Annotated in this window: 28 protein-coding genes; 17 read left to right on the forward strand and 11 right to left on the reverse strand. The window is 68.9% G+C overall.

Annotated elements, in window-relative coordinates:
* Nucleotides 1-184: 184 nt before the first annotated feature.
* A complete protein-coding gene (gene uvrB / locus DKM19_RS13135; RefSeq protein ID WP_110705690.1) occupies nucleotides 185-2,296 on the forward strand; it encodes an excinuclease ABC subunit UvrB in 2,112 nt (703 codons plus the stop codon).
* A gap of 67 nt (nucleotides 2,297-2,363) precedes the next feature.
* Here the strand turns inward: uvrB and DKM19_RS13140 are convergent, their stop codons facing one another.
* On the reverse strand, nucleotides 2,364-3,236 hold the full coding sequence (locus tag DKM19_RS13140; protein ID WP_204358776.1) for a serine protein kinase RIO: 873 nt from the start codon (nucleotides 3,234-3,236) through the stop codon (nucleotides 2,364-2,366).
* 272 nt (nucleotides 3,237-3,508) lie between these two features.
* Between DKM19_RS13140 and DKM19_RS13145 the strand changes: the two genes are divergently transcribed.
* Nucleotides 3,509-4,072 carry a hypothetical protein gene (locus DKM19_RS13145; protein WP_239514228.1) on the forward strand — a complete coding sequence of 188 codons (564 nt, stop codon included), beginning with the start codon at nucleotides 3,509-3,511 and terminating at the stop codon, nucleotides 4,070-4,072.
* Here DKM19_RS13145 and DKM19_RS13150 read toward each other — a convergent pair.
* The 4 genes from DKM19_RS13150 to DKM19_RS13165 form a co-directional block, all read right to left on the reverse strand.
* Entirely contained in the window at nucleotides 4,069-4,647 is a 579-nt protein-coding gene (locus DKM19_RS13150) for a Uma2 family endonuclease (RefSeq protein ID WP_110695934.1), read from the reverse strand. The genes DKM19_RS13145 and DKM19_RS13150 overlap by 4 nt on opposite strands.
* Before the next feature lie 307 nt (nucleotides 4,648-4,954).
* Nucleotides 4,955-5,569, reverse strand: coding sequence for a hypothetical protein (locus tag DKM19_RS13155; RefSeq protein WP_110695935.1), 615 nt, complete (start codon nucleotides 5,567-5,569; stop codon nucleotides 4,955-4,957).
* Between the two features lie 66 nt (nucleotides 5,570-5,635).
* Nucleotides 5,636-6,226 carry a DUF4126 domain-containing protein gene (locus DKM19_RS13160; RefSeq protein WP_089206059.1) on the reverse strand — a complete coding sequence of 197 codons (591 nt, stop codon included), beginning with the start codon at nucleotides 6,224-6,226 and terminating at the stop codon, nucleotides 5,636-5,638.
* 161 nt (nucleotides 6,227-6,387) lie between these two features.
* Nucleotides 6,388-7,185 (reverse strand): acyltransferase, encoded by a 798-nt coding sequence (locus tag DKM19_RS13165; protein ID WP_110695936.1) that lies wholly within the window; start codon nucleotides 7,183-7,185, stop codon nucleotides 6,388-6,390.
* 156 nt (nucleotides 7,186-7,341) lie between these two features.
* Here DKM19_RS13165 and DKM19_RS13170 point away from each other — a divergent pair, with 156 nt between their 5' ends.
* The 11 genes from DKM19_RS13170 to der all read left to right on the forward strand — a co-directional run bounded on the left by DKM19_RS13170 (nucleotide 7,342) and on the right by der (nucleotide 19,123).
* Nucleotides 7,342-9,012, forward strand: coding sequence for a CTP synthase (locus DKM19_RS13170; RefSeq protein WP_110695937.1), 1,671 nt, complete (start codon nucleotides 7,342-7,344; stop codon nucleotides 9,010-9,012).
* Nucleotides 9,009-9,677, forward strand: a complete 669-nt coding sequence (locus DKM19_RS13175) for an NUDIX hydrolase (protein ID WP_110695938.1) — start codon at nucleotides 9,009-9,011, stop codon at nucleotides 9,675-9,677. Before DKM19_RS13170 ends, DKM19_RS13175 begins: the two co-directional genes overlap by 4 nt.
* A gap of 12 nt (nucleotides 9,678-9,689) precedes the next feature.
* Nucleotides 9,690-10,616 (forward strand): site-specific tyrosine recombinase XerD, encoded by a 927-nt coding sequence (locus DKM19_RS13180; protein ID WP_089206052.1) that lies wholly within the window; start codon nucleotides 9,690-9,692, stop codon nucleotides 10,614-10,616.
* Nucleotides 10,617-10,715: 99 nt separating this feature from the next.
* The gene (locus tag DKM19_RS13185; RefSeq protein ID WP_089206256.1) at nucleotides 10,716-11,657 is read left to right on the forward strand and encodes a ParA family protein; all 942 of its coding nucleotides are present in this window, start codon (nucleotides 10,716-10,718) and stop codon (nucleotides 11,655-11,657) included.
* Between the two features lie 35 nt (nucleotides 11,658-11,692).
* A complete protein-coding gene (locus DKM19_RS13190) occupies nucleotides 11,693-12,517 on the forward strand; it encodes a ScpA family protein (protein ID WP_110695939.1) in 825 nt (274 codons plus the stop codon).
* Nucleotides 12,510-13,067, forward strand: a complete 558-nt coding sequence (gene scpB, locus DKM19_RS13195) for an SMC-Scp complex subunit ScpB (RefSeq protein ID WP_110695940.1) — start codon at nucleotides 12,510-12,512, stop codon at nucleotides 13,065-13,067. Before DKM19_RS13190 ends, scpB begins: the two co-directional genes overlap by 8 nt.
* Nucleotides 13,067-15,256, forward strand: a complete 2,190-nt coding sequence (locus tag DKM19_RS13200) for a pseudouridine synthase (protein ID WP_110695941.1) — start codon at nucleotides 13,067-13,069, stop codon at nucleotides 15,254-15,256. Before scpB ends, DKM19_RS13200 begins: the two co-directional genes overlap by 1 nt.
* A gap of 79 nt (nucleotides 15,257-15,335) precedes the next feature.
* A complete protein-coding gene (gene aroH / locus DKM19_RS13205) occupies nucleotides 15,336-15,695 on the forward strand; it encodes a chorismate mutase (protein ID WP_110695942.1) in 360 nt (119 codons plus the stop codon).
* A 16-nt stretch (nucleotides 15,696-15,711) separates the two neighbouring features.
* Nucleotides 15,712-16,830 carry a prephenate dehydrogenase gene (locus tag DKM19_RS13210; protein WP_110695943.1) on the forward strand — a complete coding sequence of 373 codons (1,119 nt, stop codon included), beginning with the start codon at nucleotides 15,712-15,714 and terminating at the stop codon, nucleotides 16,828-16,830.
* A gap of 200 nt (nucleotides 16,831-17,030) precedes the next feature.
* On the forward strand, nucleotides 17,031-17,687 hold the full coding sequence (gene cmk / locus DKM19_RS13215; RefSeq protein ID WP_239514229.1) for a (d)CMP kinase: 657 nt from the start codon (nucleotides 17,031-17,033) through the stop codon (nucleotides 17,685-17,687).
* Complete coding sequence (gene der / locus DKM19_RS13220) at nucleotides 17,684-19,123, forward strand: ribosome biogenesis GTPase Der (protein ID WP_110695944.1); 1,440 nt, start codon at nucleotides 17,684-17,686, stop codon at nucleotides 19,121-19,123. The genes cmk and der overlap by 4 nt, the downstream gene beginning before the upstream one ends.
* 519 nt (nucleotides 19,124-19,642) lie before the next feature.
* Here der and DKM19_RS52925 read toward each other — a convergent pair.
* Nucleotides 19,643-19,810, reverse strand: a complete 168-nt coding sequence (locus DKM19_RS52925) for a DUF3073 domain-containing protein (RefSeq protein WP_089206045.1) — start codon at nucleotides 19,808-19,810, stop codon at nucleotides 19,643-19,645.
* A 317-nt stretch (nucleotides 19,811-20,127) separates the two neighbouring features.
* On the opposite strand from DKM19_RS52925, the gene DKM19_RS13230 reads away from it, so the two are divergent.
* From DKM19_RS13230 to DKM19_RS13240, 3 genes are read left to right on the forward strand one after another with little or no spacing between them, the layout of a single operon-like run.
* Entirely contained in the window at nucleotides 20,128-20,331 is a 204-nt protein-coding gene (locus DKM19_RS13230) for a hypothetical protein (RefSeq protein WP_110695945.1), read from the forward strand.
* Between the two features lie 2 nt (nucleotides 20,332-20,333).
* Entirely contained in the window at nucleotides 20,334-20,672 is a 339-nt protein-coding gene (locus DKM19_RS13235) for a helix-turn-helix transcriptional regulator (RefSeq protein ID WP_089206043.1), read from the forward strand.
* On the forward strand, nucleotides 20,669-20,887 hold the full coding sequence (locus DKM19_RS13240) for a hypothetical protein (RefSeq protein ID WP_239514230.1): 219 nt from the start codon (nucleotides 20,669-20,671) through the stop codon (nucleotides 20,885-20,887). Before DKM19_RS13235 ends, DKM19_RS13240 begins: the two co-directional genes overlap by 4 nt.
* A gap of 114 nt (nucleotides 20,888-21,001) precedes the next feature.
* On the opposite strand, the gene DKM19_RS13245 is transcribed toward DKM19_RS13240, so the two are convergent.
* The 5 genes from DKM19_RS13245 to DKM19_RS13265 form a co-directional block, all read right to left on the reverse strand.
* A complete protein-coding gene (locus DKM19_RS13245) occupies nucleotides 21,002-21,292 on the reverse strand; it encodes a hypothetical protein (RefSeq protein ID WP_143653119.1) in 291 nt (96 codons plus the stop codon).
* Nucleotides 21,293-21,748: 456 nt separating this feature from the next.
* Nucleotides 21,749-22,093 (reverse strand): helix-turn-helix transcriptional regulator, encoded by a 345-nt coding sequence (locus DKM19_RS13250; RefSeq protein ID WP_110695946.1) that lies wholly within the window; start codon nucleotides 22,091-22,093, stop codon nucleotides 21,749-21,751.
* 240 nt (nucleotides 22,094-22,333) lie between these two features.
* Nucleotides 22,334-23,914 (reverse strand): MFS transporter, encoded by a 1,581-nt coding sequence (locus tag DKM19_RS13255; RefSeq protein ID WP_110695947.1) that lies wholly within the window; start codon nucleotides 23,912-23,914, stop codon nucleotides 22,334-22,336.
* Between the two features lie 4 nt (nucleotides 23,915-23,918).
* The gene (locus DKM19_RS13260; RefSeq protein WP_110695948.1) at nucleotides 23,919-24,599 is read right to left on the reverse strand and encodes an LppX_LprAFG lipoprotein; all 681 of its coding nucleotides are present in this window, start codon (nucleotides 24,597-24,599) and stop codon (nucleotides 23,919-23,921) included.
* Between the two features lie 59 nt (nucleotides 24,600-24,658).
* A complete protein-coding gene (locus tag DKM19_RS13265; RefSeq protein WP_110695949.1) occupies nucleotides 24,659-25,123 on the reverse strand; it encodes a MarR family winged helix-turn-helix transcriptional regulator in 465 nt (154 codons plus the stop codon).
* Nucleotides 25,124-25,384: 261 nt separating this feature from the next.
* Between DKM19_RS13265 and DKM19_RS13270 the strand changes: the two genes are divergently transcribed.
* Entirely contained in the window at nucleotides 25,385-26,353 is a 969-nt protein-coding gene (locus DKM19_RS13270) for a cation diffusion facilitator family transporter (RefSeq protein ID WP_110695950.1), read from the forward strand.
* The last annotated feature ends 55 nt before the right edge of the window (nucleotides 26,354-26,408 follow it).

A 26,408-nucleotide genomic window follows, 5' to 3' on the forward strand; every position in this document is an offset into this window, starting at 1 on the left:
GAGGACCGGGGGCGAGAAGCACGCGGGGGAGATCGAGCGGGTGGGGATCGCACGGTTGAGGACCGAACAGGTGGAGGTCAGGCGCTTGGAGGCCGGGCGATTGAGGGCGTGGTGATCGGGGCCTTGCGGTTGGGCTCAGGCGACCGGAGAAGGATTGTCGGTGGCTCCGCCTACAGTGGAGCAGGTGAGGCCGGTAACAGATTTGCAGCGCAAGGTGGCCCCCTTCGAGGTCATCACCGACATGACGCCCTCAGGCGACCAGCCAACGGCGATCGCCGAGCTCGAGCGGCGCGTCAAGGCGGGTGACAAGGACAACGTCCTGCTGGGCGCCACGGGCACGGGCAAGACCGCCTCGATCGCCTGGCTGATCGAGCGGCTCCAGCGGCCGACCCTGGTCATGCAGCCCAACAAGACGCTCGCCGCGCAGTTCGCCAACGAGCTGCGCGAGATGATGCCCAACAACGCGGTCGAATATTTCGTCTCGTACTACGACTATTACCAGCCCGAGGCATACGTCCCGCAGAGCGACACCTACATCGAGAAGGATTCGTCGGTCAACGACGAGGTCGAGCGGCTCCGCCACTCGACAACTAATTCGCTGCTGACCCGCCGCGACACGATCGTGGTGGCGTCCGTGTCGTGTATCTACGGCCTGGGCACACCCCAGGAATACGTCGACCGCATGCTCCGGCTCAAGGTGGGCGAGGAGCTCGAGCGCGACAAGCTGCTGCGTCGCCTGGTCGACATGCAGTACACCCGTAACGACCTGGCCTTCACCCGGGGCACCTTCCGGGTGCGCGGCGACACGATCGAGATCATCCCCAAGTACGAAGAGCTCGCCGTGCGGATCGAGATGTTCGGCGACGAGGTCGAGAAGCTCTCCACCATGCACCCCCTGACCGGCGAGGTGATCACGGAGGACGAGGAGCTCTACATCTTCCCCGCCTCCCACTACGTCGCGGGTCCCGAGCGGATGGAGAGAGCTGTCCGGAGCATCGAGGAAGAGCTGGCCGTCAGCCTGGAGACGATGGAGCGGCAGGGCAAGCTCCTGGAGGCCCAGCGGCTGCGGATGCGCACCACCTACGACCTGGAGATGATGCGCCAGATCGGCACCTGCTCCGGCATCGAGAACTACTCGCGTCACATGGACGGCCGTGAGCCCGGCAGCGCGCCCAACACGCTGCTCGATTACTTCCCCGAAGACTTCCTGCTGGTCCTGGACGAGTCGCACCAGACCGTCCCGCAGATCGGCGCGATGTACGAGGGAGACGCCTCCCGCAAGCGCACGCTCGTGGAGCACGGCTTCCGCCTGCCGTCCGCGATGGACAACCGCCCGCTGAAGTGGGAGGAGTTCCTGGAGCGGATTGGCCAGACCGTCTATCTGTCGGCCACTCCGGGCTCCTACGAGCTGGGTCGCTCCAAGGGCGACGTGGTCGAGCAGGTCATCCGGCCGACCGGCCTGATCGACCCCGAGGTGATCGTCAAGCCCACGAAGTCCCAGATCGACGACCTGGTCCACGAGATCCGGACCCGGACGGAGAAGAACGAGCGGGTCCTGGTCACCACACTGACCAAGAAGATGTCCGAGGACCTCACCGACTACCTGCTGGAGCTCGGCATCCGGGTCCGTTACCTGCACAGCGAGGTCGACACCCTTCGCCGCATCGAGCTCCTCCGCGAGTTGCGGATGGGTGAGTTCGACGTGCTGGTCGGCATCAACCTGCTCCGTGAGGGACTGGACCTGCCCGAGGTGTCGCTGGTCGCCATCCTCGACGCCGACAAGGAGGGCTTCCTCCGCTCGGAGACTTCACTGATCCAGACCATCGGCCGCGCGGCCAGAAACGTCTCCGGCCAGGTGCACATGTACGCCGACCGGATCACCCCCTCCATGGAGCGGGCGATCGACGAGACCAACCGGCGCCGGGCGAAGCAGGTCGCCTACAACGAGGCCAACGGGGTCGACCCGCAGCCGCTGCGTAAGAAGATCGCCGACATTCTCGACTCGCTCAACCGGGAAGACGCCGACACCGCCCAGCTCCTCGGCGGCAGTGGCCGCCAGCAGTCGCGCGGCAAGGCTCCGGTCCCCGGTTTCGCGGTCAGGCAGGTGGGCCAGCACGCCAAGGCGATCGCGGGGGAGATGCCCCGAGCCCAGCTGGAGGCGCTGGTCGAGTCGCTCACCGACCAGATGCACCAGGCCGCTGCCGACCTCCAGTTCGAGGTCGCCGCCCGGCTCCGCGACGAGATCAAGGAGCTCAAGCGCGAGGTTCGCGACATGCGCGAGGCCGGCGTCTCCTGAGAGGGAGCACTGGTCCCCGCTGCCCGTGCGGGCAGCGGGGACGCAGCTCGGCACCGGTGGGCGCCGTTCAGCCCAGCCGGGCCTCGGCACGCAGCAGCGAGGCCAGTGAGTCGGCGTCGGCCGCGGCCACGCCGCGGGCGGCGAACCAGGTGGCGACGTTGCGGGCGTCGCGGTCGAGAAACTCCGCGCCGACGGGGTGGGCCACCACGTCCACGATCTGTGGCAGGTCGATGATGACCAGCCGTTCCTCGTGGACGAGGATGTTGTAGGGCGACAGGTCGCCGTGGGCCAGGCCCTCGCGGGCCAGGGCCGCCATCGCCTCGACGAGCTGCTCCCACAGGCCGGCGAGGCCCTCGGAGACGGCGGCCAGCCGGGGCGCGGCGAAGCCGTCGGGGGTGCCGATGAACTCTTCGAGGATCTCCGTACCGATGATCTGCACCGGGTACGGCACGGGCACGCCCAGCGACCACAACCGGCACAGTGCCTGGAACTCGGCGTTGGCCCACTGGCCGGCGATCATCTCCTTGCCGAACCGGGATCGGCTGGCCATCGCCCTGCTGACCCGGCTGTCCCGCTCGCCGCGGCCCTCCAGGTAGCCGGCGTCGCGGTGGAAGAGCCGGTGCTCGGCCGAGCGGTAGCGCTTGGCGGCGAGCAGACAGACCCGATCGGTGTCCGGAACACCCCGCGAGAGCAGGTGGACGTCGGCCTCCTTGCCGGTCTTCAGGATGCCGAGTTCGGTGTCGACGGCCGCCAGTTCGGTGACGAGCCACTCGGGATGCGGCCGGGGGCCGCGTTCGGTGGGGCTGCTCAGGTCCCAGGTGGACCAGCGGTCGCCGGATGGCGGCCCGTCGAGATCATCGGGGGTGTTGTCGAGCCATTCGACGTCGTCGTCATCGAGTGCGTGCTTGCCGCGGCGACGGTGTTCGGAAGGCTTTGGCACTGCGGGTTCTCCGATTCGAGAGGCCCACCGGTGCGGCGATCAGGTCAGCGAGAACCGGTGGGAAAGGACCTACGGGCATGAGAGAAGAAAGCAGCCACGGTCACCCTCCCTTCGTCTGAGGCGCGTAACGGGCGCCGGATGATCGACTCCGATGATTGTGCTGGGCCGTCCCGCCCTGTCGCAAGCCATTTATTCGCTCGCCCCGGGGAGAGCGGGCGGATACGGTCACGGTTCGTCGAGAACGAAGAGCTGAGAGCGGGAGCGGAAGCGGAATGCGCAGATGTGCCGACTGCGGCTGCTGGGAGTACGGCGGAGCCCCCGACTGCGCCCGCTGCGCCGATCTGGTCGACCGCATCGTCCAGGACGGCTGGCGCGACTTCCTCCGGGCCTGGTCCGGGACGGCGGAGCCGTCCGCCGAGGAGGAGCGGGCGATCGCCGAGATGGTCGTGGAGGAGCCGGACCGGCACGACTGGCGGATCGTGGACGGCGCGCTGGACCGGCTGAGCTGCGCCGACTGCGGCTCAACGCTGGGCCGAGGCCCCCGCGGCTGCCCGCCCTGCGATCTCGCCGACGGGTTTCGCTACTCGGCCATCGAGACCGACCGTCCGAACGTGCATCCCCGCAACGAGCACGCGGTCCGGGTCGGCGTCTCCGTGGTCCGAGCCGGCCACCGATACTCCGCGAGGGCACTGCTGGGCTGGCGCCTCGGCCTGCCCTTCGTCCTCGACGGCTTCCTGCCGTCCACGGCCCAGGCCCAGGCCATGCGCGCCCGCATCAACGACGGAGCGACCTACGACGACCTGGCGGACCTCTGGTCCCTGCCGGGATCCAGCTAGCCGATGAACCTGCTCAGGTCCAGGTCGATGTCCACGTCGAAACCGATGTTCGTCCGCAGCCGCCCACGGTGGATGCCGGTGGGGACGTAAGCCTTGACGGCGGGCTCCAGCTCAAAGGTATAGGCGACCGGCTGATCGCTCTCTTGCTCGATGCGCCAGAAATGCTTAATCCCAGCATCGGAGTATTTGATCGGTTTGGTAGTCCGATCGCGGTCCATTGATTCGGGTGACACCACCTCGACGGCAAGATGTACGTTTTCGGCTTTGAAGGATGTCGTTTTCATGGTCACCAACGTCGTCTTGTCCACCACCATGATGTCGGGTTCGGGCCGCTGCCGGATTCCGAGGGTCACCGTCATCTCCCGGACGACGGCGAGATCGTCAGGGGGTATGAGCTCCTGCTCGAAACGCCTCAGTACGAACATGTGGAATGCGGTCTGCGGAGACATCATGATGAGCGACCCGTCGATCAGTTCGACGTGCCTGGGCGCGTCGGGGGGAAGACGATCGAGCATGTCGGCGGTCCAGCCACCATCCGGCCCCGGGTAGAACCACTCGGGAAGTGCCGTGGTCATCAGGAAACCTCCTTCGGGTGACGTTCTGGAAACTCACGCGACATGACCATCCTGCCACTTTCCGTAGTCGCCCCGCGCTCCAAGAAAGACTTGTCCGGTTAATTACACCAGTCGGTAATAGGCGTTGAATCGCCTTTGAAGAAGTGGCGGAGGCTCCATTCTGAGGGCTTTTGATGTAGAAAGCCTTGCATATGGATGCCGAAGGGGGTAGACGGTACCGCCGCCGCGCGTCCTGGGTGGCTCAGTGGTGACCGCGACTCAGCGGCGATGGTGACTCAACGGTGATCATCGCGATGGCGATCACGGCTCAGCGGTGGTCGTCGGGGCGGGATCGGTTGACCATCGTGCGGTTGTAGAGCTCGTCGATCTGGTCCAGGGGGTCGGGAGCCCGGCGGCGGGCCTCGATCTCCAGGTCCGTGCGGCTCTGGATGTCGTCGATGCCGCCGGCCGAGTGCGCCATCTGGTCGTTGAGCAGGTCGGCGCGGATCCGGGCGCAGGACGTGGTCAGCTTGGCGTGGTGCTCGCGCAGGCGGCCCAGGGAAGCGTGGTCGACGTAGGAGGACACGCGGCTGTGCTGGGCGTACAGGCCGAGCTGGGCGTCCAGCTGATCGGCGTGCGTGCCGATCTCGGCGACGAGCTGGGGCAGGTCGCCGAGCCCCCACCCGTCGCGCAGCGCGTGGTCCACCGCCTGGCGGGTCAGGGAGACCTCCCGGCGCAGGTCCAGGCGCATCCGCTCGGTCGCGGCGGCATCGCCGGGACCCATCGCCGCCACCTGGGAGGCCACGCGGGTGCTCACCTTGCGCGCCTTCTTGGTGGCCTTTTTCCCGACCTTTACCAGCAGGTAGACCCCGGCTATTCCCGCGATGAGAAAGAACAGCATGATCACCAGCATGATGGTGAGGAAAGTGCCGATCGGAGCCACCTCCCGATAGGGTGAAACGAGGTTCTTCGAGCATATCCCGCGCACCCACGTGTGCGCGGTCGTCGATCAGACCGGACTTCGCCGGAGCGCGCGGCGGCGTCGTACCTTGCGGAACACCCACCAGGCGAACAGCGCCAGCACGGCCACCGCGACGATGACCAGGACCGGTAGGAAGATCGCGATCAGGCTCATGCCGAGCGATCCGGCGTCCTCCACGGTGCTGATCACGGGTGCGCCCACCCCGGCCGTCGAGGCGTTGACCACCGGCCTGGCGGCCGATTTCATCAGATGCACGGCCAGCGCGATTCCGATGCCCAGCACCCAGCTGATCCAGGGGTTGTGGCTCATCCAGGTCGAGCCGTCGAGCCGGGCCGCCGCGTCGGTGGCGCTGAACACCACTCCGCCGGCGGCCGGACGGACGAAGGTCTGGATCATGTCGTTGACGCTGTCAACCACCGGGACCTTGTCGAGCACGACCTCGGCGAGCAACAGCACGCCGATGATCCCGAGCACCCAGCCGTTGGACAGCCAGGCGAACTCCTGCGGCAGCCGTATCTGATCGGTGAAATTGGCGATCAGGCCGACCACGAGCAGCGGGATGTAGGCGTTCAGGCCGGCCGCGGTGGAGAGCCCCAGGCCCGTCAGTGCCGCGAGCATCGCACCTCCATTTTCGCTTGTCGGCCTTCCAACGATCGCCGGGCCGCGATGGATCCCATCCGTCCGCGACGGTTTCGCGGCAAAGGCGAATCTAACGTGTTCTTCCCGGCTTTTCCGGCCTATACCGTCCGTGTAGCAGGCCGTTCTGCTCTCGACGTCGTCTAGATCAGCGGAGTCCGGTGTCCTGGGCCGTCGACGGCGGCGGACTCGACAAGGGCGCCGTCGATGGCGGCGGACTCGGCGAGGGCACCGTTGAGGGCGGCGGATTCGACGAGGGCGCCGCCGGTGCCGAGGGAGCCGGCGAGTTCGACGTGGGCGTCGTCGAGGTGCGGGGGCACCCACCCCTCGCCGGGGACGTGGTGACGGACGACCCTCGCGGGTACGCCGGCGATCACGCTGTGGTCGGGGAACTCCCCGCGCACCACGGCCCCGCCCGCCACCACGCACTGCCTGCCGATCCGGGTGCCCGGGAGGATGATCGCGCCGGTGCCCAGCCAGGATCCCGAGCCGATGGCCACGGGGTTGTTGCGCGGCCACTGGCGGCCGATCGGCATCTCCGGGTCGTCGTAGACGTGGTTCTGGTCGGTGATGTAGACGTAGGGGCCGGTGAACACGTGGTCGCCGATGTCGATCGACTGGTGGCCGACGATGTGGCTGCCCCTGCCGATCGAGCAGCTTCCGCCGATCCTCACGATCGAGTCCGGACCCAGGTCGACTCCCGGGCCCATGCCCGCGGAGATGGAGACCCGCTCGCCGATCAGGGTGTGCTCGCCGATCTCGATCCAGGCCTCGCCGAAGATGGCCCCGATGGGGAACGACAGGAGGGCGCCTTCCCCGAGGCGGCGGAACCGGTATCCGGCGGGGCTGAGGGGGGTGACCGCGCCGGCCGCGCGGATGGCGGCCCAGCCGCGATGAATGAGGCTGCCCACAGCACGCCGTACCGCACCACTAAGTGACATAACGGCTCAAGTTACCGCTTGGTTGGGTTTGATTGGAACACAGGTTGGGGACGGCCGGGCACTTCGCCGGTACTGTTTGATATTCTGAGAGCCCGTGGACCTGTAGGCCATTCATCAGGGTGTGCCGACTGATCTATAACGACCACGGGAGCCTTCTTGCGCAGCGCCGCACACACCAAACATCTGTTCGTCACCGGCGGCGTCGCCTCCAGTCTTGGTAAGGGACTGACGGCGTCGAGCCTCGGACGCCTTCTCAAGCTGCGTGGCCTGCGGGTAACCATGCAGAAGCTCGACCCCTACCTCAACGTCGACCCCGGAACGATGAATCCGTTCCAGCACGGTGAGGTCTTCGTCACAGACGACGGGGCCGAGACCGACCTCGACGTCGGCCACTACGAGCGCTTCCTCGACACCGAGCTGCACGGCTCGGCGAACGTGACCACCGGCCAGGTTTACTCCAACGTCATCGCCAAGGAGCGCCGCGGCGAGTATCTCGGTGACACCGTGCAGGTCATCCCGCACATCACCAACGAAATCAAGGACCGCATCCGGTCGATGGCGGGTCCCGACGTGGACGTGGTCATCACCGAGGTCGGCGGCACCGTCGGAGACATCGAGTCGCTGCCCTTTCTGGAGGCCGTCCGCCAGGTCCGCCACGAGGTCGGCCGCGACAACGTGTTCTTCCTCCACGTCTCGCTGCTGCCGTACATCGGGCCGAGCGGCGAGCTGAAGACCAAGCCGACCCAGCACTCGGTCGCCGCGCTGCGCAGCATCGGTATCCAGCCCGACGCGATCGTCCTGCGCTCCGACCGCCCGGTCACGAACGCGATCAAGCGCAAGATCAGCCTCATGTGCGACGTCGACGAGGACGCGGTCGTCTCGGCCATCGACGCGGCGAGCATCTACGACATCCCCAAGGTGCTCCACGCGGAGGGGCTGGACGCCTACGTGGTCCGCCGCCTCGGCCTGCCCTTCCGCGACGTGGACTGGAAGGAGTGGGAGCAGCTCCTGCGCCGGGTGCACCGCCCGGCCAACGAGGTCACGATCGCGCTCGTCGGCAAATACATCGACCTGCCCGACGCCTACTTGTCGGTCACCGAGGCGCTGCGCGCGGGCGGCTTCGCCAACGACGCCCGCGTCAACATCCGCTGGGTGAAGAGCGACGACTGCGAGACCGTCGAGGGCGCCGCCCGCGAGCTCGACGGCGTGGACGGAGTGCTCGTCCCCGGCGGGTTCGGCGTGCGGGGCATCGAGGGCAAGCTCGGCGCGGTCCGGCACGTGAGAGAGAACAAGATCCCGTTGCTCGGCATCTGCCTGGGCATGCAGTGCATGGTCATCGAGGCCGCCCGCAACCTGGCCGACATCAAGGACGCGGGCAGCACCGAGTTCGACGCCGAGACCACCCACCCGGTCATCTCCACCATGGCGGACCAGGAGGACGTCGTCTCCGGCGAGCGCGACATGGGCGGCACCATGCGGCTGGGCCTCTACCCGGCCAAGCTCGCCGAAGGCTCCCTCGCGCGCCAGCTGTACGGCCAGCCGAAGGTGGACGAGCGCCACCGCCACCGCTACGAGGTCAACAACTCCTACCGGGAGCAGCTGGAGAAGATCGGCATGGTCTTCTCGGGCCTGTCACCCGACGGCCGCCTGGTGGAGTACGCCGAGCTGCCCGCCGACATCCACCCCTTCTTCATCGGCACCCAGGCCCACCCCGAGTTCCGCTCGCGGCCGACCCGGGCGCACCCGCTGTTCAAGGGCCTGATCGGCGCCGCCCTGACCTACGCCGACATCCGGGGAAACGTCGCCAAGGCCGGGCGGGGCAAGTGAGCGCCGCCGACGCCGGAGACGCCCCCGAGTCCGGCGTCCACGCCGTACGGGACCCGGAGGTCCGCGACGTCCCGGAGGGGTGGAAGGTCGACTCCTCCGCCGAGCACTTCCGCGGGCGGGTCATCACCGGGGTGACCGACGCGGTCGTGATGCCGGACGGGGAGGTCGTCAACCGCGACTACGTGATCCATCCCGGCTCGGTGGCCGTGGTCGCGCTCGACGACCAGGACCGGGTGCTGCTGATCCGCCAGTATCGTCACCCCGTCCGCAGGCTGCTCTGGGAGCTGCCCGCCGGCCTGCGTGACGTCGACGACGAGCCGCTCCACGTCGGGGCGGCCCGCGAGCTCGCCGAGGAGGCGGGCTACCGGGCGGCCACCTGGCACACCCTGGTCGACGCCTTCACCTCGCCGGGGATGACCGACGAGCGGACCCGGATCTTCCTCGCCAGGGACGTCAGCCTCATCCCCGAGGCGGAGCTCGACTTCATCCGGCGACATGAGGAAGCCGACATGCCGGTGGTCTGGATTCCCCTGTCCGACGCGGTTCGGCGTGCCCTGGAGGGAATGATCCACAATTCCCAAGCCGTGGCCGGTATTCTCGCCGCATACGCCGCTTCGGCGGATGGTTTCGCCTCACTGCGGCCCGCCGACGCACCGGAGGCATGACAGGAGGACACCCTGAGCGAGACGGAGGCCGTCCTCTCCCGCTACCTGGCCCATCTGGCGGTGGAGCGGGGCTTGGCAGCCAACACACTGGCCTCCTATCGCCGTGACCTCCTGCGGTACGTGGAGCATCTGAAGAATCGCGGCCGCGTCACCTTCGGCGAGGTCGCCGAGGCCGACGTCACGGCCTTCCTGTCCGCGCTCAGGGAAGGCGACGAGGAGCACCAGGCCCTCGTCGCCAGCTCGGCGGCACGGGCCGTCTCCGCGGTCCGCGGCCTGCACCGTTTCGCGTTACGCGAAGGGGTCTGCCGTCATGACCCGGCCCACGAGGTGCACCCGCCGCGCCAGCTCAAACGATTGCCCAAGGCGATCAGCGTCGACGACGTGGAACGTCTGATCGCCGCCTCGGGGCCCGACGACGCCCCGCTCACGCTGCGCAACCGGGCGCTGCTGGAGCTCCTGTACGGCACGGGCGCCCGCATCTCCGAGGCGGTGGGGCTCGCCGTGGACGACGTCGATCTGGGGACGGAGGCCCAGCGGGTGCGCCTGCGCGGCAAGGGGGGACGCGCGCGCCTGGTGCCCCTGGGCCGCTTCGCCAGGGAGGCGCTGGGCGCCTACCTCACCCGGGCCCGCCCCCGGATCGCCTCTCGCGGCCGCGGCACCTCCGGGCTGTTCCTCAACGCCAGGGGCGGAAGACTCACTCGTCAGGGCGCCTGGGAGGTCCTCCAGGCCGCCGCCGAGCGCGGGGGCCTGAACGGTGTCTCGCCACACATGTTGCGACATTCATTCGCAACACACCTCCTGGACGGGGGTGCGGACGTTAGGGTGGTTCAGGAACTACTCGGCCACGCTTCGGTGACTACCACACAGGTGTACACCTTGGTCACGGTCGACAAGCTTCGCGAGGTCTATGCCGCCGCGCATCCGCGCACACGGCATTGAGCTTGCTTATGTCCGGGCGTGCCGCCTTGCCGCATACGTGTTGACGCCATAGTGTCCGTCCGGACGGTCCGGTTCGAGGCCGTCAGGGAGGTTCGACTGGTGACTGTGACCACCGACGGTTCTGTCCGGGGAACGACCCCTGGAAACCCCGAGAATCCCTGGGGGGACACAAAGACCGCCGGGACCCCTCGCAGTGGGGGAGTTCTCGGCCCTACAGGGCGTCCTCGCCCGGTGTTTCCCGACCCACCCCCCCGTACGGTGCACGGGCCGGCGCGGGTCGTCGCCATGGTCAACCAGAAGGGTGGCGTCGGCAAGACGACCACCACCATCAACCTGGGCGCGGCGCTGGCCGAGGCCGGGCTGAGGGTGCTGCTGGTCGACTTCGATCCGCAGGGCGCGCTCTCCGTGGGCCTTGGGATCAACCCGCTCCAGCTCGACCTGACGGTCTACAACCTCCTCATGGAGCGCCAGATCACCGCCAGGGACGTGCTGCTGGAGACCGGCGTCGAGCGGATGGACCTGCTGCCCAGCAACATCGACCTGTCGGCCGCGGAGGTCCAGCTCGTCACGGAGGTGGCCCGCGAGCAGGTGCTCGGCCGGGTGATCAAACCCCTCCTGCCCGAGTACGACGTGTGCCTGATCGACTGCCAGCCCTCTCTCGGCCTGCTCACGATCAACGCGCTGGCCTGCGCGCACGGCGTGATGGTGCCGCTGGAGTGCGAGTTCTTCGCGCTGCGCGGAGTCGCGCTGCTCATGGACACGATCATCAAGGTCCAGGAGCGCATCAACGACGAGCTGGTGATCGAGGGCCTGCTCGCCACCATGTACGACGCGCGCACCCTGCACGGCCGCGAGGTGCTGGCCCGGGTGGTCGAGGCGTTCGACGAGAAGGTCTACCACACGGTGATCAACCGGACGGTTCGCTTCCCGGACGCCACCGTGGCCGGTGAGCCCATCACCAGCTTCGACTCCTCCTCCCTCGGTGCGAGCGCCTATCGCGAGCTCGCTCGCGAAGTTCTCGCCAGATGGGACGCGCTGTAGCGGTGAGTGTGTCCCGCCTGCGGGACAATGGAGGGATGACCGAGCAGACGCAGGCCGACAGCGGCACCTTCAGGGTGCACCTGGAGGTCTTCGAGGGTCCTTTCGACCTCCTGCTCGGTCTGATCTCCAAGCACAAGCTGGACATCACCGAGGTCTCGCTCAGCCAGGTCACCGACGAGTTCATCTCCTACATCCGGGCCAGGGGCCCGGAATGGGATCTGGACCAGACGAGCCACTTCCTGCTCGTCGCGGCGACCCTGCTCGACCTCAAGGCGGCCAGGCTGCTGCCGTCGGGCGAGGTCGACGACGAGGAGGACCTGGCCCTGCTGGAGGCCCGCGACCTGCTGTTCGCCCGTCTCCTGCAGTACCGGGCCTACAAGGAGGTCGTGAAGGTCTTCGCCGGCCGGCTGGCCGACGAGGCCCTGCGTTTTCCCAGGACCGTGCCGATGGAGGCCCAGTTCGCCAACCTCCTGCCCGCGCTGATCCTGGGCATCGGTCCCGACCGCCTCGCCGAGATCGCCCGGCAGGCCTTCGCGCCCAAGGCCCCTCCGTCGGTTTCGGTGGCTCACATCTACCAACCGCTCGCCAATGTCCGCGATCAGGCGGTTATCCTGGTCGAGCGGCTGCGGCGGGTGCGCCGGGCGACCTTCCGGGCCCTCACCTCCGACTGCACCGGCACATTCGAGATCGTCGCGCGTTTCCTGGCCGTCCTCGAGCTCTACCGGGAAGCGGCCGTCTCCTTCGAGCAGGTTGAGCCTCTTGGAGAACTGCACGTGACCTGGACCGGCAGCGACGACGGGGACGTCTCCGTGGCCGACGACTACGACGAGAGCATGAAGAGAGAACCCGCTGATGACTGACATGGCACCCGAGCCGGACCTGCGTGCCGGGTTGGAGGCCATCCTGCTGGTGGTCGACGAACCGGTCGCCGAGGTGACCCTCGCCCAGGTGCTGGAACGGCCCACGCACGAGATCGGCAAGGCGCTCCGTGACCTCTCGGCGGAATACACCGCGTCCGGCCGGGGTTTTGATCTCAGAGAGGTCGCGGGCGGCTGGCGGTTCTACACGCGGGCCGAGTATGCGACTCTCGTAGAGCGGTTCGTCCGCGACGGCCAGCAGACGCGGCTCACCCAGGCCGCGCTGGAGACCCTGGCCGTGGTCGCCTACCGGCAACCGGTCAGCCGGGCTCGGGTGGCGGCCATCCGAGGCGTCAACAGCGACGGTGTCATGCGCACGCTGGTGACCAGGGGGCTGGTCGAAGAGGCCGGCACCGAACCGGAGAGCCAAGCCGTGCTCTACCGGACAAGTTCGTATTTTCTCGAGCGGATGGGCCTGCGGGATCTCGAAGAGCTCCCCGAACTGGCACCGTTCCTGCCCGACGACATGGAATCCCTAGAGGAGCAGAAGTAGTGAACAACAGGCGCAGTACCCCGTCCGGTGATGGACGCGGTCAAGGCCGTGGCGGAGCCCCGCGCGGTGGCAATCCCCGTGGGGGCTCGCAGTCCGGTGGATTCCGGGGCGGCTCCTCATCCGGTGGATCCAGAGGTGGTTCGCAGTCCGGCGGGTTCCGTGGCGGTTCCTCGTCCGGTGGATCCCGTGGCGGATCGCAGTCCGGTGGTTCGCAGGGCGGTTTCCGCTCCGACGCTCCGCGCCGTGACGACCGCGGTGGCGGCTTCCGCGCGGACCGCGATGGTTCACGCAGCTCGTACGGCAGGCCCCCGGGCGGTTCGCAGGGCGGCTTCCGCTCCGACGCCCCGCGCCGCGACGACCGCGAAGGCTCCCGCTCCGACGCTCCGCGCCGTGATGACCGCGGCGGTTCGCAGGGCGGTTACCGCTCCGACGCCCCGCGCCGCGACGACCGCGGTGGCTCTTCGTTCGGTGGTTCCCGTGGTGGTTCGCAGGGCGGCTACCGTTCTGACGCCCCGCGTCGTGATGATCGTGGTGGGTCCTCCTCGTACGGCAGGCCCTCCGGTGGTTCGCAGGGTGGGTCCCGCTCCGACGCTCCGCGTCGTGACGATCGCGGTGGCTCTTCGTTCGGTGGTTCGCAGGGCGGCTACCGTTCCGACGCTCCTCGTCGTGACGACCGTGGTGGGTCCTCCTCGTATGGCAGGCCCTCCGGTGGTTCGCAGGGCGGTTACCGCTCGGATGCCCCGCGTCGTGATGATCGTGGTGGGTCCTCCTCGTACGGCAGGCCTTCCGGTGGTTCGCAGGGCGGCTCCCGTTCGGACGCTCCGCGTCGTGACGACCGTGGTGGCTCTTCGTTCGGTGGTTCCCGTGGGGGTTCGCAGGGCGGCTACCGCTCTGACGCTCCGCGTCGTGACGACCGTGGTGGGTCCTCCTCGTATGGCAGGCCCTCCGGTGGTTCGCAGGGTGGGTCCCGCTCCGACGCTCCGCGTCGTGACGATCGCGGTGGCTCTTCGTTCGGTGGTTCGCAGAGCGGTTACCGCTCCGACGCTCCGCGCCGTGACGACCGTGGCGGCTCGGCGGGCGGTTTCCGTTCCGACGCCCCGCGTCAGGACGACCGTGGCGGCTTCCGCGCGGACCGGGACGGCTCGCGGAGCCGGTTCGGCTCCGACCGTGGCCGCTCCGGCGCGCCGGCCGGCGGTTCCCGTGGCCGCTTCGGCAAGCCCGGACGCGCGGACGAGGTCCAGACGATCGGCGGCAACCGCGTCGGAGGGCCCGACGAGCGCCGCGCCCCCGCCCGCGGTCCCGTCGTCAACCGGGGTCCCGCCGCTGACCGCGGTCCCGCCGCGAAGGCTCCGCTCAGGCCGGGCACGATCGAGAACGACCGGTTCAAGACCGCCCGCCAGCCCAAGCGGGACGGGGACTTCTACGATCGCGACTACACCGACGAGCGCGACACCACCGAGGTCCCGGACGGCATCCGGCTGCAGAAGGTCCTCGCCCAGGCGGGCGTGGCCAGCCGCCGGGCCTGCGAGGACATGATCGGTGACGGCAGGGTGACGGTCGACGGCCAGGTGGTCCGCCGCTTCGGCGCCCGGGTCGACCCGGCCAAGCAGGTCATCCACGTGGACGGCAAGCGACTGCCGACCATGCCCGACCTGGTCTACCTCGCCATCAACAAGCCGATCGGCGTCGTCAGCACCATGTCCGACCCCGAGGGCCGCCCCTCGCTGGCGGACTTCGTGGCCGACCGCACCGAGCGGCTCTTCCACGTGGGACGCCTGGACACCGAGACCGAGGGTCTCATCCTGCTCACCAACGACGGCGAGCTGGCCAACCGGCTCACCCACCCGAGCTACGGCGTGAAGAAGAAGTACTGGGCGAAGGTGCCCGGCCGGATCGAGCGCGATCTGCCCCGCCGCATGAAGCAGGGCATCGAGCTGGAGGACGGCATCGCCAAGGCCGACTCCTTCACCCTGGTCCAGGAGCACGGGCAGCAGGCCCTGGTGGAGGTCGTCCTGCACGAGGGGCGCAAGCACATCGTGCGCCGCATGCTGGAGGAGGTCGGGCACCCGGTCATCGACCTGGCCCGCATCGAGTTCGGCCCGGTCAAGCTCGGCCGCCTCAAGCCGGGGACGCTCCGCGCGCTGACGCTCACGGAGGTCGGCGAGCTCTACGCGGCCGTCGGCCTGTAACCTTCCGTAATACACATGTTGAGAACACGCCGGGTCACCCATTCGGATGGCCCGGCGTGAGTGATATGGAGGAACGACCATGGTGCGGGCGATCCGCGGTGCGATCCAGGTCGAGGGCAACGACCGTAACGCGATCCTGTCCGGGGTCACCGAGCTGGTGACCGAGGTGATGGGGCGCAACAACCTCACCACCGACGACGTGATCAGTGTGATCTTCACGGCCACGCCCGATCTGACCGCCGAGTTTCCGGCCCTGGCAGCCCGCAAGCTCGGCTTCCACGACGTTCCGCTGATCTGCGCGTCCGAGATCGAGGTCCCGGGCGCGCTGCCCCACGTCGTACGGCTGATGGCCCACGTGGACGTCGACCGGCCGCGAGACGAGATCCAGCACGTCTACCTCCGCGGCGCGGTGGCCCTGCGCGTGGACATCGCTCAGTGAGTTCCTCGGGTCCGTTATGTCGCTGCGTTCCCACCTCCAAGGAGCACGTGTGAGCGGTCTCGAGAGCGTTCTCGTCGTCGGCACGGGACTGATCGGCACCTCGATCGCCCTGGCCCTCCGCGAGCAGGACGTCGTCGTCTACCTCGCCGACCGCGACGCGGGAGCCGTACGGCTGGCGCGCGAGCTGGGCGCGGGCACCGAGTGGGCCGACGGGATGACCGCCGACATCGCGATCATCGCGGTCCCGCCGCAGTTGGTCGCCGGCCAGCTCGCCGAGCTCCAGCGGGCCGGGGCGGCCCGCTTCTACACCGACGTGGCCAGCGTCAAGGTGCTTCCGCTGCGGCAGGCCGCGAGCCTCGGCTGCGACATGAGCACCTATGTCGCCGGGCACCCGCTCGCGGGCCGGGAGCGCTCGGGACCCGCGGCGGCCCGCGCAGACCTGTTCCTCGGACGCCCGTGGGCCGTGTGCCCGACGGAGGAGACCTCACCCGACGCCGTGGAGGCCCTGTACGGGCTCATCAAGCTCTGTGGCGGCGAGGCCGTCAGGGTCGGCGCCGACGAGCACGACAGGGCCGTGGCGATCGTCTCGCACGCTCCGCACGTGACCGCCGCCGCGGTGGCCGCCCGGCTCGCCGAGGCACCGGCCACCGCGCTCGGCCTGGCCGGGCAGGGGGTCCGTGACGTGACGCGCATCGCGGCGAGCGACCCGGGCCTGTGGACCGGGATCCTGTCGGGCAACGCGCTGCCGGTGGCCGAGGTGCTGGAGGCGGTGGCCGTCGACCTGGCCGCCGTGGCGGCCCTGCTCCGGGCCTCCGCCGAACCGGCGGCCATGGACGACGTCATGGACGGTGTCACCGCGCTGCTCCACCGCGGTGTCGCGGGCACGAGCAGGATTCCCGGCAAGCACGGCGGTCCCGCGCGCACCTACGCGACCGTTCAGGTCATCATCGGCGACCGCCCCGGCGAGCTGGCCCGGCTGTTCCAGGCGGCCGACGAGGTGGGGGTCAACATCGAGGACGTCCGGCTGGAGCACGCCCCGGGACTGCCGCTGGGCGCCGCCGACCTCTACGTGCAGCCCGAAGCGGTGGTCGTCCTGTCCGAGGCGCTGCGCTCCCGCGGCTGGCACCTGCCGTAACGCTCTCCTCACGCGGCCGGTCCGGCCTCCGGGGTGCGATCAGGACCTGCCCCGGAAGCCGGCTCCGGCCACCGGGGCATGGTGGAGAGGGTTCCGTCCGGTGTTGTGCCGGGTGCTCCCGGTCGCTTGATGCGTGGTTCCCCTCCCGATCCCGGTAGCCTCGTACGGACAACTGAAGCGGGCTGTAAGGGAGAGGCGTCGTGACCGGACTGGTCGTCGCCATGGACGGTCCTTCGGGATCGGGCAAGTCGAGTGCGTCACGCGGAGTCGCGAGGGCGCTGGGTCTGCGCTATCTCGACACCGGGGCGATGTACAGGGCGGTCACATGGTGGATGCTTGAGCAGAGCGTCGACCTCGCCGATCCTCAGGCGATCGCCGCCAGGGCCCTTGACCCGGTCCTGACGATGGGCACGGACCCCGACGCCCCCGCGGTGGCGGTGGGCGGAGTCGACGCCGCGGGCCCCATCCGCACCTCCGAGGTCACCGCCGCCGTCTCGGCGGTCAGCGCGGTGCCCGAGGTACGGCGCCGCCTGGTGGCCGAGCAGCGCGAGATCATCGGCGCCGGCGGCATCGTCGTCGAGGGCCGTGACATCGGCACCGTGGTGGTGCCCGACGCGCCGGTCAAGATCTACCTGACCGCGAGCGCCGAGGCGAGGGCGCTCCGCCGTACGGCGGAGCTGGTCGGCACCACGGTGGACGTGCAGAAGGCCGCCATGGCCCGGCGCGACACCCTGGACTCGACGCGGAAGATCGACCCGCTTGCGATGGCGGCCGACGCCATCGAACTGGACACCACCGCGCTGAACCTCGAAGAGGTCATCGCGGAGGTGCTACGTGTGATTAAGGAAAAAGCGTGACCGGGGAAAACGACGACGACACCGGCTGGATCGACGCTGAGCTCGCCGATCTGGGTACCGACGAGAGCTCTGAGGACGCGGAGTACGACAACGATCCGCAACCGGTGGTGGCCGTGGTGGGCCGCCCCAACGTGGGCAAGTCCACGCTGGTCAACCGGATCATCGGCCGCCGCGAGGCGGTCGTGGAAGACGTTCCCGGCGTGACCCGCGACCGGGTCACCTACGACGCCACCTGGCGTGGGCGCCGGTTCACGGTGGTCGACACCGGCGGCTGGGACCCTGACGCCACCGGCATGGCGCTGAAGATCGCCGAGCAGGCGCAGATCGCGGCCGAGCTGGCCGACGTGATCCTGTTCGTGACCGACGCCATAGTGGGCGTGACCGACGCCGACGAGATCGTCGGCCATGTGCTGCGCGCTTCGGGCAAGCCGGTCATCCTCGCCGCCAACAAGGTCGACAACCAGCAGATGGAGCTGGAGGCCTCCGGTCTCTGGTCTCTCGGCCTGGGCGAGCCGCAGCCGGTCTCGGCCCTGCACGGCCGCTCCAGCGGTGACCTCCTGGACGTGATCCTCGACAAGCTGCCGGAGACGCCGAAGCAGCGCTTCGGCGCCGAGCGCGGCCCGCGCAGGGTCGCCCTGGTCGGCAAGCCCAACGTGGGCAAGTCCTCGCTGCTGAACCAGCTCGCGGGCCAGGAGCGCGTGCTCGTCGACCCGATGGCGGGCACCACCCGCGACCCGGTCGACGAGCTGATCGAGCTCGGCGGCAAGCCCTGGCGCTTCGTGGACACGGCGGGCATCCGCCGTCGCGACCGCGAGCTGCAGGGCGCCGACTTCTACGCGAGCGTGCGCACCCGGGCCGCCCTGGAGCGCTCGGAGATCGCGGTCGTGCTGATCGACGCCAGCGGGGTGCTGACCGAGCAGGATCTGCGGATCATCTCGCTGGTGATCGAGTCCGGCCGGTGCATGGTCGTGGCGTTCAACAAGTGGGACCTCCTCGACGAGGACCGCCGCTACTACCTGGAAAAGGAGATCGACCGCCAGCTCGTCCGCGTTCCGTGGGCGCTGCGGGCCAACATCTCCGCCAAGACCGGCTGGCACGTGGACAGGCTTGTCCCGGCGCTGGAGACCGCCCTGAAGTCCTGGTCCAGCCGGGTCCCCACGGCCCGTCTCAACGCCTTCCTGACCGACCTGGTCGCGGCCACCCCGCCCCCGGTCCGCAGCGGCAAGCAGCCCAAGATCCTCTTCGCCACCCAGGCGTCGACGGAGCCGCCCAAGTTCGTGCTGTTCACCTCGGGCTTCCTGGAGGAGACCTATCGCCGCTTTATCGAGCGCCGGATCCGCGAGGAGTTCGGCTTCGCCGGCTCTCCCATCGAGGTCACGATGAAGATCCGCGAGAAGCGTCAGCGCCAGGGACAGGGCCAGAAGAAGAAAAAGTAGCGGTTATTTGACGAACGGCCCGGCCAGACAGGCCGGGCCGTTCGTCGTTTCAGGTCCCTGGACCCGCGCGGGCGCCGGTTCGCCGGGAAGGCCCGCCGGAGCGGTCCCGTCGCATGAGCCGCCGCGACGACGGCCTGTCGCCGGCGCCGTAGGTGGAGGTGGATCGGGGCGAGTGTCCCGTCTCCCACCGTCCGCCCACGACGGGCCCGGCCTGTTCGGCCGGGATGTGAAGAGCCCGCTGTGCCGCCGGATCGCTCTCGTCGGCCGTCACCCGATGAGCTCGGGATCGGCTCGCCGTCCAGGTAGGGCTGGGACGCACGCATGGACAGACAAGACGATCTGACCAAGCGCACGCGTGGACGGACGAGAGACCCGGCCTGACCGAGCGCACGGAAGATCTCTCACTGCTTTTCGCGGCGGCCCATGTGACGACCCCGGAAACCGGTGAAGATCAGCGGAACTCAACGACCGGCGTATGACGGCGTGCTGTGCGACGCCGTCACGGTTCTCCCCTGCGGCTTATCTTTCGTCGACCCGGCCGGCGGCAGGGTCGTCGGCCTTGTTGTCTAGCGGGGGATTGTCACCGCCGAGCTCCTTACGCAACCGCTCAAGATCGATACCGTGGCTGCTGTACTTCAGCTCACGCGCGACCTTCGTCTGCTTCGCCTTCGATCGACCCCGCCCCATTGGCTGTACTCCCTCACGCAGGTCGTGCTCGACCTCTCGTCGCTGTCCGTATCACTGTCCGCGCTGCCGCCTGATACAGGCTGACACTGTAGATCAGTCCTTACCCGATGGCAGCCGCACCTGCCACACACCCAGTTTCGCAGCCAACCCGTCGTTGATCGAGTTTGAGCTGTCCGCGGGTGTTGTGGAAAACGGCCTTCGCCATCATACCCAACGTCATTATGATTTGAAGAATTATGCAATTTGCCACATCATGGTTAGCGGCGTTCGTCAACCGGGCGCCCACAGGTGATCTGATACGCGGGGAAGAGCGGGGCATGAGCGAGTTTGCGGCGGAGCTTCGCGCACGCGTCGACGACGTCGACGCCGAACTGGGGCTCATGCGCGAAGCGTTTGACGACCACGCGATAGAGGTGCTGTCCGGAAGGTTGGAAAACCTGCTGCGCATCGCCGATCGGCACGGCATCGACGTGCGGTACGCGGCCGACGCAGCCGACGCGCCTGCCGGCGAGGTGGCATGATCATGACGGTGCCGCTGTACCAGGCCAAGGCCGAGCTCTTCCGCGCCCTCGGTCATCCGGCCCGCATCCGGGTGCTGGAGCTGCTTCAAAGTGGCCCCCTGCCGGTCCGGGACCTTCTGAGCGCGATCGATATCGAGGCCTCCAGCCTGTCTCAGCAACTGGCGGTGCTGCGGCGCGCCGGGATAGTGACCGCCACCCGAGAGGGTGCCACCGTCGTGTACGCCTTGTCCACAGTGGATGTCGCCGATCTGATGTTCGCGGCACGACGAATCCTGACCGAACTGCTGGCCGGCCAGGGCGAACTGCTCGCCGAACTGCGCGCGGAGGCTCACAGCGGATGATCACTCACTTCAATCCTGGGACCGTCATGGCTCGTCAGAAGCGAAAGACCCTGGAAGAGCGGATCGCCGATCGGCAGGCGCAGAGGCCCGCCCTGAAAGAGGGCAGCCACTTCGAGCACGGACCGGCGAAGTTCGTGTTCATCTTCCTCGTCGTGCTCGTTGCGATGATCCATATCGTCGGCCTGACCGTCCTCATGGCACTGGACTCTGCCTGAACCCCGGGCGTGGCTTTCGGTGGAACGGGGCTGACCGCGCCCCTTCCGCGGCCGGTGCGGCGGCCCGGTAGGCCGCCGTACCGCGCGAAGGACCCGCGGCCTACGTCGCTTCGGTCAAGAACCCGACTCGACGTCCGCAGACGAATGAAGAGTGGCCAGCGCCGCGCGAAGGTCCGGATACATCAGGGCGGAAGGATCGTCGTGGCTGATGGCCCATGAGGTCAGCTTGTCGCGCGGCTGGCACACCGCGACACGACGATGAACGGCCAGAGAGCGAACGGCGTCGACCACGGCGGCGCGTCCGTCGGGGCCCCAGCCTTCCATGTCGGTGAGATCGAGCACGAGTGGACGGTTGGTGCGCGGTGGAGCCAGGCCGACCGTTGTGGCGACCAGGTCTGTGGCCATGAGGCCCACATGCCCGGAAAAGCGCAGAATCTCAACGTCGGACCGTACCTCGTGGTGCCATCGGAAGGTCACGCGGTCATCTCCTCAACCGAGGACTTACCAGGGGAAGAATCTTCGAAGCTCCGGCACGGCGGCCGTAGCAGAACTGGTGGCCGTTCCCGCATGCTCGCTTACCGATCTTCTCACTTGTTAAAGTTAGCAATTAATAAGGTATCAAAGAGCCCAACAGCAGGATAACCGGAGGTCGCCGAACGGGTACCTCGCCGGGGTGAGGCATGAGAAACCCCGTTCTGGGCGGGGATTCGGGGCGCAAGTGTCGATCATCGCGATTGCTCCGCAAAGCCGACACGGCCTTGTCCGCCCCGGTCGCGGGCCGTTGGTATGACGCCTCAAAAATCTACGCAAAGGCCGATGGAGGCTGTGGCGAGGACGGGCCTCAGGCCGTCCGGGACCGGCTCACCGTAGTTGCTCCGTCTTCGCCCCATGCAGCTCCGCCAGCAGCTCTCCCCGCACAGCGATCACGTCGGTCAGGATCCGGCGCGTCGTTCGCAGCAGGTCGGCCACATCCGCGCTGACCAGCGCGTACACCACCGTCGATCCCTCACGTGTCGCCGACACGATCCCCGACCTGCGGAGCACCGCCAGCTGCTGCGACAGGTTGGACGCCTCCACCTCGGTGCTGATCAGAAGATCGCGCACGGGCAGCGGGCCGTTCTGCAGCAACTCCAGAACCCGGATTCGCACGGGGTGCCCGAGAGCGCGGAGGAACTCGGCCTGCGCCCGGTACAGGGGGGTCGACATGCTCACACCTCTCCGGACGCGGGCTCCGCGTGGAGATCGACTCCGCACCCCGCGGCCGGGTGAACGGGATCGGCCGCGTGCGTCCGGACGGCGTGATCATCCCCGGCGGCCCGCACGTCCCGGCGCGCCTCCCGGGCCCTTCGCCGAAGGCCTCCCGCGCAGTCGGTCACCACCGTCTCCGATCTTCGGGGAAGCCGCGCGGACCTGGCAGGCACATCACGGAGCCGATCGAACAATCCTTCAACGCCTCGGAGCACGGCGCGGTTCCTCACGGGGCCCGTGGCCATGCCCCCCGTGCGGCAGCAGGAGCGCGGCCAGCACGCCCACCGCGCACAGCGCCGCCGTGAGCAGGAAGATCTCGCTGTACTCGGTGTGCAGGGCGGCCCGAACCCTGTCTCCGTACTCGGCGAGCCGCCTGGCGTAGACGACGGGATCCACGCCGAACGGCAGCGGTGTGTCCAGCTCGGCGGTGAGTGACTGGAAGCGGTGAAAGCCCCACGCGGACAGCCCGGCGACGCCGAGCAGCATGCCCATCATCCTGGCCACGACCACCGCCGCGGACGCCACGCCGTGCTGGGCGGCCGGGGTGGCCCGCAGCACCGCCGAGGAGACAGGCGCGATCACCAGGCCGAGGCCGAGCCCCGCGACGATCAGGTCGGCGTCCATGCGGGCTCCGGCCGAGGCCAGGTCCAGCGGCCACTGGCCGATACGGACGTAGCCGACGGTGGCGAGTGCCAGCCCGATCACCGCCACCGCCCGCTCGCCGTACCGGCGGGCCATGACCCCGCCCAGCAGCGCGGCGACGGAGAGCGCGACGAGGAAGCGGGACAGCACCAGCGCGCCGTCCAGGGCCTCCAGTTCGAGCAGCGTCTGCGCCGACAGCTGGACGTCCACGAGGGTGACCAGCAGCGCCGCGCCGGTCAGGAAGCTCACCCCGAGCGTGGCGAAGAACGGGCCGCGCGACACGCCCGTCAGGTCGATGAGCCGGGTCCTGGACCGTGTCTCCCACACGACGAACACGGCGCCGGCCACCGCTCCGGCCACGATCATGGGCGGGCCCCACGGCGGGAGGACCGACGTGCTCGGATCGGGGTTGTACAGCCCGGCCACGAGCAGTCCCAGCGCCAGGGCCAGCAGCAGCCCGCCGATCACGTCGACGCGGGCCCCCGGTACGGCGCGGCCCTGGCCGCGGGCCGGCGGCGGCACGGATCTCTGTACGGCGATCGCGGCCGCGGCGACCAGCGGGAGGTTCAGCCAGAAGATCGACCGCCAGCCGCCGAGCTGGACGCCGCCCAGCTGGAGGGCGGACGGCACCAGGGCGGCCATGCCCGCGCCGTACAGGGGGCCCAGCACGCTGCCGAGCTCCTGTGCCGCGCCTACGGCGCCGAGGGCCACCGGGCGGTCGTGCTCGTCCCACAGGTCGCCGACCAGCGCCATGGTGATGGGGAGCAGGGCGCCGCCCGCGATGCCCTGCAGGGCGCGTCCCGCGGCCAGCCAGGGAACCGTCTCGCCCAGCGCGGTGACGACCGAGCCGAGGGCGAAGCCCGCCAGGCAGAGCTGGATCAGCGGGCGCCTGCCGTACCGGTCGGAGAGCTGACCGAGCAGCGGCATGGCCGCGATGTAGCCGAGCAGGAAACCGGTGACGATCGGGGTGGCCCGCTCCAGGTGGTTCAGCGGGACGTCGACGTCCTTGGCGATGTCGACGAGGACGGTGACCACGACGTAGGCGTCCAGGGCCGCCAGCAGCACCGCGGTGCCGCCGACGCCGAGGGCGACCCGTCGCCGGGCCGCCGGGTCGCCGCCGGGCGGGGGAGAGGTCACCTGATCATTCCGCCGGCGCGGTGACCTGGACCGGCACGTCGTAGTCGCGGAAGGCGACGACCACCTTGCCTCCGGTCATGGGCAGATCGGCCTTGAGCAGGCGGCCGGTGGCCCGGTCGATCCAGAGCGTGCCGTCGACGCTCTGGTCGAGCCCGGGAACCATCGTGGCCAGAACCTGCTGGGAGAGCGTGGCCGAGACCCGGTAGGCGTCGGCGCCGTCCAGCTTCTCCGCGGCCTCGGTCTTCGCGTTCAGCGCACTCTTCAGGAGCTGCGCGACGCCCTTCTCCGGGTTGAGGAGGGCGGAGGGGTCGTAGATCGAGGCCAGCTGGCTCCGCGTCATCCGCTGGTAGCCGCCGGTCACGCCCTTGAAGTGGACGGTCTCCCCGATCAGGATGAAGTTGATCTCCTGGAGGCTGCCCAGCAGGTCGACCTGGACGGTGCCGTCGGCGTCGCCGGTTCCGCTGAGGCGGCCCTCGGCCTTCTTGACCTGCACCGGCGGCGTGCCCTCGGCCTCCATGGTGAAGGCGACGGTCTTGACCGCCCGCATCGCCTCCGCGGACTTCCCGACCAGCTCCGCCCCCGCGGGAAGCGCGGCTCCGGCGCCGGAGGCGTCACCACCGCTGCACGCGGTGACCAGGGAGAGGGCGGCGAGCACCGCGGCGAGGATGATCCGGCGAGCAGGCATGGCCGGATCGTAGCGACCGTTCGGACCACTACGGGCGAACTCGCGGTATCGGTTTCGCGTCAGCGAAGGCTTTTGAGATGCTCCACCACGGGGGCGTAGGCCGTTTCCAGCTCGTGGAGCTGGTCGTCGGTGAGCAGGTCGATGAAGTGCTGCCGCACGCTGGCCACGTGGTGCGGCGCGACCTTCTGGATGGTGTCCCAGCCGTGCTCGGTGAGCACCGCGAAGGTGCCGCGCCGGTCGTCCTCGCAGGTCTCCCTGGCGACCAGCCCGGCCGCCTCCATCCGGGAGATCTGGTGGGACAGGCGGCTGCGGGACTGGATCGTGGCGTCCGCCAGATCGCTCATGCGGATGCGATGACCGGTGGTCTCCGACAGGTTCACCAGGATCTCGTAGTCGTTTACAGAGAGCCCGAAGGGCTGCAGCTCGCGATCGAGGCGGTGATCGAGGAGTTTGTGCGCGGCCAGGTGGGTACGCCATGCGCGCTGTTCGATCGGGGAGAGCCAGCGGGACTCCTCGTCGTTCACCGGTCGCTCACCACTCCTCGTTCGTCGTGCTGAGAGCCTCGTCTTCCAGCCCGCCACTCCGCTCGCTGAATGAGGTTCGCTCCAGGGTCATAGATCAGAATCTACCTCAGAGTATGGGCCGACCTCATGACGGGTGAGGCGGATGAGGCGGCTGGAGCAGGTGTTCTTCCCTCGTCCGCCGTTTCGGCCCCGCCCGGCCGGGCCTGATCGGTCGCGTCGGCGGTGGATCAGGCGTGAAATACATGCACGTATGGTGACCGTATGTCGGAGAAGGAGATGGAAAAGCCCGGGTCCGAAAGTCTCGTCACGGTGATCGTGGCGGGTCTAGCCAACCTGGCGATCGGGGTGGCCAAACTGGTCGCCGGCCTCATCAGCGGCTCGTCGGCGATGCTGTCCGAGGCCATGCACTCGGCCGCGGACACCGTCACCGAGGTCCTGCTGTTCGTCGCGGTGCGCAGGGGCGGCAAGTCCCCCGACGTCCGGCATCCGTTCGGGCACGGCAAGGCCGGGTTCTTCTGGGCGTTGATGGCCGCCTTCGCCACGCTCATCGGCGGCGCCGGATTCTCGATCACCCACGGCGTACAGGAGATCATCTACGGTGAGGAGCTCGCCGATCTGACGATCTCCTACGCGGTCCTGGCGATCTCGTTCGTGATCGAGGGAATCTCGTTCCTCAGGGCGCTGTCACAGGTGCGCGGGGAGGCCCGGCGGCTGGACGTGAGCCCCGGGCGCTACGTCGCCAAGACCTCCGACACCGCGCTGAAGGCCGTGCTCTACGAGGACGCGGCCGCCCTGGCCGGCCTGCTGATCGCCGGGGGCGGCCTGCTGGCCTACCAGCTGACCGGCTCGACCCTCTGGGACGGCGTCGCCTCGATGCTGATCGGACTGCTGCTGCTCTGGGTCGCGCTCCATCTCATCTGGGTCAACGCCTCCCTGCTGATCGGCCAGGCCGCACCCGCGAAGATGGAGGACGAGGTCAGGGCCGAGATGCTGGCCCTGCCCGAAATCGAGAACGTGGTGGAGCTGCTGACCATGATGCTGGGCCCGAGCGAGGTGATGGTCGCCGCCCACATCGACTTCGCGGACGACGCCACCGGCGCGAACCTGGAGCTGGCCGCCGACCGGGTGGAACGCAGGCTCGTGGAGCGCTTCCCCTCGATCACCCAGGTCTTCCTGGACCCGACACCCGGCAGGCCCGCCCGCACCGAACGGCTGGCCCGCGACACCTGAGCCACGAGCCCCCGCCGTCGCCTCCCGGCGGGGAGAGGACTCCGCCGACCGGTTC

It is taken from the genome of Streptosporangium sp. 'caverna' (assembly GCF_003203775.1).
GTDB lineage: Bacteria > Actinomycetota > Actinomycetes > Streptosporangiales > Streptosporangiaceae > Streptosporangium > Streptosporangium subroseum.